Origin of the sequence: Pseudomonas sp. Sample_16 (assembly GCF_004307665.1) — a bacterium.
Taxonomy (GTDB): domain Bacteria; phylum Pseudomonadota; class Gammaproteobacteria; order Pseudomonadales; family Pseudomonadaceae; genus Aquipseudomonas.
Genome location: NZ_RCOB01000200.1, coordinates 40,821 through 47,861, shown reverse-complemented (window position 1 = coordinate 47,861; position 7,041 = coordinate 40,821). Strand labels below are relative to the sequence as shown.

7 protein-coding genes are annotated in these 7,041 nt (G+C 56.5%); 5 read left to right on the top strand and 2 right to left on the bottom strand.

Features of this window, described 5'->3' with window-relative positions:
• The 5 genes from D8U69_RS26855 to D8U69_RS26835 form a co-directional block, all read left to right on the top strand.
• The coding region (locus D8U69_RS26855) for a carbohydrate ABC transporter permease (RefSeq protein ID WP_130908499.1) at window positions 1-793 on the top strand (793 nt) is incomplete at its 5' end.
• Window positions 794-803: 10 nt separating this feature from the next.
• Complete coding sequence (locus D8U69_RS26850) at window positions 804-1,076, top strand: DUF2160 domain-containing protein (protein WP_056854889.1); 273 nt, start codon at window positions 804-806, stop codon at window positions 1,074-1,076.
• Between the two features lie 47 nt (window positions 1,077-1,123).
• Complete coding sequence (locus tag D8U69_RS26845; RefSeq protein ID WP_056854626.1) at window positions 1,124-2,866, top strand: ABC transporter substrate-binding protein; 1,743 nt, start codon at window positions 1,124-1,126, stop codon at window positions 2,864-2,866.
• Between the two features lie 329 nt (window positions 2,867-3,195).
• Window positions 3,196-3,339 (top strand): hypothetical protein, encoded by a 144-nt coding sequence (locus D8U69_RS29560; protein WP_177434341.1) that lies wholly within the window; start codon window positions 3,196-3,198, stop codon window positions 3,337-3,339.
• A complete protein-coding gene (locus D8U69_RS26835; RefSeq protein ID WP_241668552.1) occupies window positions 3,336-4,445 on the top strand; it encodes a polymorphic toxin type 44 domain-containing protein in 1,110 nt (369 codons plus the stop codon). Before D8U69_RS29560 ends, D8U69_RS26835 begins: the two co-directional genes overlap by 4 nt.
• Window positions 4,446-5,034: 589 nt before the next feature.
• Here D8U69_RS26835 and D8U69_RS26825 read toward each other — a convergent pair.
• Together D8U69_RS26825 and nuoN are read right to left on the bottom strand one after the other, a co-directional pair.
• Window positions 5,035-5,367 carry a hypothetical protein gene (locus D8U69_RS26825; RefSeq protein WP_241667766.1) on the bottom strand — a complete coding sequence of 111 codons (333 nt, stop codon included), beginning with the start codon at window positions 5,365-5,367 and terminating at the stop codon, window positions 5,035-5,037.
• Window positions 5,368-5,574: 207 nt separating this feature from the next.
• Window positions 5,575-7,038: an NADH-quinone oxidoreductase subunit NuoN gene (gene nuoN / locus D8U69_RS26820; RefSeq protein ID WP_056854624.1), complete on the bottom strand. Its 1,464-nt coding sequence runs from the start codon at window positions 7,036-7,038 to the stop codon at window positions 5,575-5,577.
• Window positions 7,039-7,041: the final 3 nt, after the last annotated feature.

Genomic DNA, 7,041 nt, shown 5'->3' with positions numbered 1-7,041 from the left:
GAGAAAGCTGATCCCACTGCTGATCTACATCCTGTTCCTGCTGGTGCCGATCTACTGGCTGCTGAACATGTCGTTCAAGAGCAACACCGAAATCCTCGGCGGGCTGACCCTTTTCCCACAGGACTTTACGCTGGCGAACTACAAGGTGATTTTCACCGACCCGAGTTGGTACACCGGCTACATCAACTCGCTGTATTACGTGAGCCTGAACACGATCATTTCCCTGACCGTGGCTTTGCCGGCGGCGTATGCGTTTTCGCGCTACCGCTTCCTCGGTGACAAGCACCTGTTCTTCTGGTTGCTGACCAACCGTATGGCGCCACCGGCGGTGTTCCTGTTGCCGTTCTTCCAGCTGTATTCGTCGATTGGCCTGTTCGACACGCACATCGCGGTGGCCCTGGCTCACTGTCTGTTCAACGTGCCGCTGGCGGTGTGGATTCTGGAAGGCTTCATGTCTGGCGTTCCGAAGGAAATCGACGAAACCGCCTACATTGACGGCTACAGTTTCCCCAAGTTCTTCGTGAAGATTTTCATCCCGTTGATCGGCTCCGGCATCGGCGTCACGGCGTTTTTCTGCTTCATGTTTTCCTGGGTCGAACTGCTGCTGGCGCGAACCCTCACCTCGGTGAACGCCAAGCCCATCGCGGCAGTCATGACGCGCACGGTTTCGGCGTCGGGTATCGACTGGGGGGTGCTGGCGGCGGCGGGGGTGCTGACTATCCTTCCGGGCATGCTGGTGATCTGGTTTGTTCGCAACCACGTGGCCAAGGGCTTTGCCCTGGGCCGGGTATGAGGAACTGATGATGGAATGGATGAGCTGGACCGTCCCGACGGCGGCGTTTTTCGGTGTTATCGGTTTGATCCTGGTGGGTATGACCACTTGGGAATTGCGTTCGCCAAGTGTCCTTCGGCGTGGTTTTTTACCGATTGCCACCACCCGTGGCGATCGTTTGTTTATCGGTCTTCTCGGCAGCGCCTACCTGCATTTGCTGGTAATCGGCGTCACCGACTGGAGCATCTGGGTAGCGTTCGCGTTGTCCCTGGTGTGGCTGTTGGCTGTGATGCGTTGGGGCTAGTCGAATCGCTCGGCAATGTTGCTCCGAAACTTAAACAGGAGGTCTCTATGTTCGACAAAAACAATAAGCTGCGACATAGCATTTCATTGGCAGCCATGCTGGCACTCAGCGGTTTGAGCGCTTCGGCCTGGGCCGATGCCTACGAAGATGCCGCAAAGAAATGGATCGGCAGTGAATTCAAGCCGTCCACCCTGACGGCCGATCAACAACTCGAAGAACTGAAGTGGTTCATCAAGGCCGCGGAGCCGTTTCGCGGGATGAGCATCAAAGTGGTATCGGAAACCATCGCCACTCACGAGTATGAGTCCAAGGTGCTGGCCAAGGCTTTCAGTGAGATCACCGGGATCAAGCTGACCCACGACTTGCTGCAGGAAGGCGACGTGGTGGAAAAGCTGCAGACCCAGATGCAGTCGGACAAGAACATCTATGACGGCTGGGTCAACGACTCGGACTTGATCGGTACGCACTTCCGCTACGGAAAGACTGAATCGATCACCGACCTGATGGCCAACGAAGGCAAGAACTTCACTTCGCCGACCCTGGATATCAAGGACTTTATCGGCATCTCCTTCACCACCGCACCGGACGGCAAAATCTACCAATTGCCTGACCAGCAATTCGCCAACCTGTACTGGTTCCGCGCCGACTGGTTCGAACGTGCGGACCTCAAAGCCAAGTTCAAGGAAAAGTACGGCTACGAATTGGGCGTGCCGGTGAACTGGTCAGCCTATGAAGACATCGCCAAGTTCTTCACTGAAGACGTCAAGGAAATCGACGGCAAACGCGTCTACGGGCACATGGACTACGGCAAGAAAGACCCGTCCCTGGGCTGGCGCTTCACCGATGCCTGGTTCTCCATGGCCGGTGGTGGCGACAAGGGTATTCCGAACGGATTGCCGGTGGACGAGTGGGGTATCCGCGTCGAGAATTGCCATCCGGTCGGTTCCAGCGTGACTCGTGGCGGCGACACCAACGGCCCGGCGGCGGTGTTCGCGACCACCAAATACGTGGACTGGATGAAGAAGTACGCGCCACCGGAAGCGGCGGGCATGACCTTCTCCGAGTCCGGGCCGGTGCCATCCCAAGGCAACATCGCCCAGCAGATTTTCTGGTACACCGCATTTACCGCCGACATGACCAAACCGGGTCTGGCGGTGATGAACGCCGATGGCACGCCGAAATGGCGCATGGCGCCGTCGCCACGGGGACCGTACTGGGAAGAGGGCATGAAGCTGGGCTATCAGGACGTGGGTTCGTGGACGTTCATGAAATCCACGCCTGAGAAGCAAAAACTGGCGGCCTGGCTGTATGCGCAGTTCGTGACTTCGAAAACCGTCTCTCTGAAGAAAACCATCGTCGGCCTGACGCCGATCCGCGAGTCGGACATCAACTCGCAGGCCATGACCGATCTGGCACCGAAACTCGGCGGTCTGGTGGAGTTCTATCGCAGCCCGGCCCGCGTGCAATGGACGCCGACCGGAACCAACGTGCCGGACTATCCGCGTCTCGCACAGTTGTGGTGGAGCCACATTGCTGAAGCCGCCAGCGGCGAGAAAACCCCGCAACAGGCACTCGACGGTCTGGCCAAGGATCAGGACGCCATCATGTCCCGCCTGGAACGCTCGAAAGCCCAAGCCACCTGCGCCCCGAAAATGAACCCCGAGCGCGACGCGCAATACTGGTTCGATCAACCGGGTGCTCCGAAACCGAAACTGGAAAACGAGAAGCCGAAAGGCGAGACCGTGAGCTACGCCGAACTGCTGAAATCGTGGGAGGCGGCGCGTAAGTAAACTGGTGGGACTGTGAAAGACGAACGGCACTGGAAGGTGCCGTTTTTCTTTGGTGTCTGTGATACCGCAATCGCGGGCAGGCTCGCTCCCACAGGATTGGTGGCATACCCAGAACTTGCGAAAAATCGCTAGTTGCTCCAATCACTGTAGGAAGTGGGTTGTTGGCTTCTGTGAAATTTCCTATTCGTTGTTTCGGCAATGCCATCGGGATTGCTGCCAGCATGCGTCCCGCCGTCTCATTCGTCCTCGACCGATACGCTTTCTACTCAGTACTTCTGCAGGAAGGAGAGGGAAGGCAATTCAAATCGATGACAATAAGGACGTTGCACATGAATGCTCTTCTGTACCCTTCATCCACCTCCGAAGTCGAGATCATCACCACATCACATGGCTGCATGTTGTTAGTGGTGCGTGAAGGCGTACCGATGGCCGAGGGTTTTCTGCCTTGCATCGAGCAAGGAGAACCTCAATGAACGAAGGGCATTTCATTGGTCAGCATGACAAGACCACCTGTGGCGGCACAGTCCTGGATGGCGACACCAGTTTCATGTGGTATGGCATCGCCCATGCACTAGAAGGTGACCGGGTCACTTGCGGTAAGGATGGGAATACCTATCAGATCGTCGGTGGCATCTCGCACATGATCAGCCACGGCAAAGCCATGGCAGGCACGCTGGACAGCCACAGCAATTGCCCTTGTAGAGCTCAGCTGATTCCATCGGTGGTTACGGCCAGCTATCGAAACGAGGATTCTGCTCCGCCAATGGGCAGGGCCTTTGTACAGCCAGCTAATCAGTCCGAAAAAGTAAAGGCGACAGAATCCCGACTGGCTGAGCCAACGCTTGCACGGAAAACCTCAACCGCACCCGGCGACCCCGGTAAAACCCCACGCTGTAATCACCCGGATCAAATGGAAGAGCTTGCCGTCTACATTGCTGGAGAGATGAACCGAAATATCCTGCATCCAGCCGTGTTGAAAATGAAAGAGCTGCTCAACTACGACAGTAGCGCGGCTGCCAGGCAATTTCAGGAGCTACCGTGGTATGCCAGACTGGCCGGATCACCGAATTTCAACGCTATCGCATTGACGAAGAAGGTTGAAGCGATGGCGATTTGGACTAAACAAGTGGGTCAGGATATGGAGTGGGACCACAAGCCAAAGCTTCGGGAACGATTCCCCGGAGTCAGGCACAAGCAAGGGGGGTATCTCTATTACTACGATATTTGGTCGAACATCCACTACGGTTACGTCGGAATTATAGGGGGACTTTCCGATCGCTTGCTGCTAGACGGCGCAGGGGCTGAACAAATTGCATCAGATGCCCTGCGCAAGGCGGAAGAGTTACGAATAATCCCCAAAAAGAACAGAGCACTTCCTGGTCCTCGTCCCACGGCCAGTCCTTGGACTCAACTGCGATCATGGGATGATGTAGCTGATAGAGTGTCGATAGGTATCGGTATAAAACTTGCCAATCTGTACCCTGATGGCGGAATAACAGCGCAGATCATCATGAATAAAGTGTTGGCAGTAGCTCCAAAGGACTGGGGAGACGGAGTCAGTGTCCACATCTGTCAATAAACCACGATTCCGGTACATAAGATGGCTCTGGATTCCATTGCTCCCACTACTCCTGCCGCTGCTGGTGTTGTGTTTGATCGCCCTATGGAATATTTATGTTCTACCCAGCGCAACCGTAAATTACTCCAAGGATGCCAAGCAGGTATTGCGGTACACATGGAATGTCAAAGATCGAATATACCGGGGACGGATATCTCCCGGAGATGCAGTCAGTGACCACGGATATCTAATTCCGGATACCCATTTTTTCATGGAGTTTTCGTGGGCTGTCGAAAACGAGCGTTGGCATTGCATCAGCATCACACCGAAGTGGCCCAACACGGATATCTTCCTCGACGCTGACGGCAACATTGATATCCAGAAAGGGAGTGTTCTTGATGGAGTCAGGCTGAAAGAGTGTCAATGGGATTTGGTGAAACCATAATCACGAACGGCACTGCAAGGTGCCGTTTTTTGTTGCGGTGACTATGTCACCACAATCGCGAGCAAGCTCCCAAAATGGATTTATGCCGTATTCAAAATCTGCGGGCAGACTCACAACCTGTGGGAGCATGGTCCGGGCGGCGTTCCGAAAATGGGGTCGGCTCAGTCACCCACATTCATCAACCGAGCCTGGGTAACCGGGCAATGACCCAGTAGCTTCAGATTCGAGAGCCTCGAACGCATCAAGGATCTCATCAGGCAGCGGCGTGTCGTAGTCTCCGGGGAGTACAAGCTTGTCCTTCATTGCACCAATTCGCTTGTTATGTAACTGCTCTGCCTCTATCGCTTGATTCGACTCCAACGCTACCAATTGCTCGACTGAGAGAGGTTGCGGCTTCGGCAGTTTGAGCTTGTGCGTACGCAACGTGAGCTTGCCCTGGCGCTCGTCGGCCAAGTCGTCGAGGCCGTGTAACAGTTCGGAAAAAACGTCACGTCCTATTGTTCTTCCCCGCGTTGATTTATTAACTCTGAGGCCATTGAAGATAAAGCCAAATGATCAATACGGGATGTAGGACGGCCCTGAGTAGTGTGCAAGATCGTTCCGGGATTTCCGAAAGAGGGCAGGGCAGCGGTAACAAATCCCACAAACGCAAAAACGGCACCCGAAGGTGCCGTTTCTGTTTTCTACCGAGTGTCGCTCAAGCGATCAACCCACCAGCCCCGATTGCTGAACCAGGTTCAGCAGCGGTTGTGGGTAGACGCCGAGGAAGAACGCGACCAGAGCGATGGCCAGCAGCATCACGCCGCCTGCTTTCTGTTCCCAGTGCAGTTGCGCATCGTGGCGACGCAGGTTCGGTTCGATCAGGTACAGGGTGACCATGACACGCAGGTAGTAGAACACGCCGATGGCGCTGCCCAGTACCAGCGAGCCAACCAGCCACCATTGATGCGACTCGACGCCAGTAGCGATGATGTAGAACTTGCCGATGAAGCCCGCGGTCAGCGGAATACCGGCCAGGGAGAGCATCATCACGGTCAGTACGGCGGTCAGGTACGGACGGCGCCAGAACAGGCCCCGGTATTCGTACAGGGCGTCGGCGTCACGGCCGTTGTACGGCGAGGACATCAGGGTGATCACGCCGAAGGCGCCGAGGCTGGTGATCACGTAGGTGACCAGGTACACGCCGATGGCTTCCACGGCCAGGCCTTTGCTCGCCACCAGGGCGATCAGCAGGTAACCGAAGTGAGCGATGGACGAGTAACCCAGCAGACGCTTGAGGTTGCTCTGGGTCAGTGCCAGCAGGTTACCGAACAGGATCGACGCGATGGCGATGATGGTCAGCACATCACTCAGGATGCCGCTGCTTGCCGCTGGCGAGATCTGGAACAGACGCACCATCACCGCGAACACGGCAACCTTGGAAGCGGTAGCGAGGAACGCTGCAACCGGCGCCGGAGCACCTTCGTAAACGTCCGGGGTCCAGAGGTGGAACGGGACCAGCGACAGCTTGAATGCCAGGCCGATCAGCATCATGCCCAGGCCCAGTTGTGCCAGCGAGCTTGGCAGACCGGTAGCCGCCAATGCCTGACCGATGCCGACGAAGCTCAGGGAACCCGAGTCTGCGTACAGCAGCGCCATACCGAACAACAGGAATGCAGAACCGGCGGCCGACAGCACCATGTACTTGATGCCGGCTTCCAGCGAGCGCTTGTTGAAGAAGGCATAGGCCACCAGACCATAGACCGGCACCGACAGCAGTTCCAGGCCGATGAACAACCCGGCCAGGTGCTGCGCGCTGACCAGAACCAGGCCACCGGCGGCAGCCATCAGGATCAGCAGGTACAGTTCTTCACGGTTGCCCGGGTAACCCGAACCGCCATCGCCGAGGTAGGCGTGGGCGAGGGTGACACAGGCGAGGGTGGCGACCAGGATCAGCGCCATGTACAGGCAGGCGAAGGTGTCGATTTGCAGCAATGGGGTCACGGCCAGAGGCGCAACCTTCAGAGCCGGCAGGATCGACAGCAAAGCCAGGTTCAGACCCGCCACGGAAATCAGGAAGGTCTGCGAGTGGTTGCGGCGCCAGGCGATCGCCAGCATCACCACGATGATCGTGGCGCTGGTGATCAACAACGGCGCAAGCGCGATAAAGTGTTGAGTCGTGAATTCCATAGC

What these genes read in the sequence shown, in the direction of transcription:
- D8U69_RS26845 (WP_056854626.1), top strand. Translation starts at nt 1,124, where the DNA reads ATGTTCGACAAAAACAATAAGCTGCGACATAGCATTTCATTGGCAGCC.
- D8U69_RS26850 (WP_056854889.1), top strand. Translation starts at nt 804, where the DNA reads ATGGAATGGATGAGCTGGACCGTCCCGACGGCGGCGTTTTTCGGTGTT.
- D8U69_RS29560 (WP_177434341.1), top strand. Translation starts at nt 3,196, where the DNA reads ATGAATGCTCTTCTGTACCCTTCATCCACCTCCGAAGTCGAGATCATC.
- nuoN (WP_056854624.1), bottom strand. Translation starts at nt 7,038, where the DNA reads ATGGAATTCACGACTCAACACTTTATCGCGCTTGCGCCGTTGTTGATC.
- D8U69_RS26835 (WP_241668552.1), top strand. Translation starts at nt 3,336, where the DNA reads ATGAACGAAGGGCATTTCATTGGTCAGCATGACAAGACCACCTGTGGC.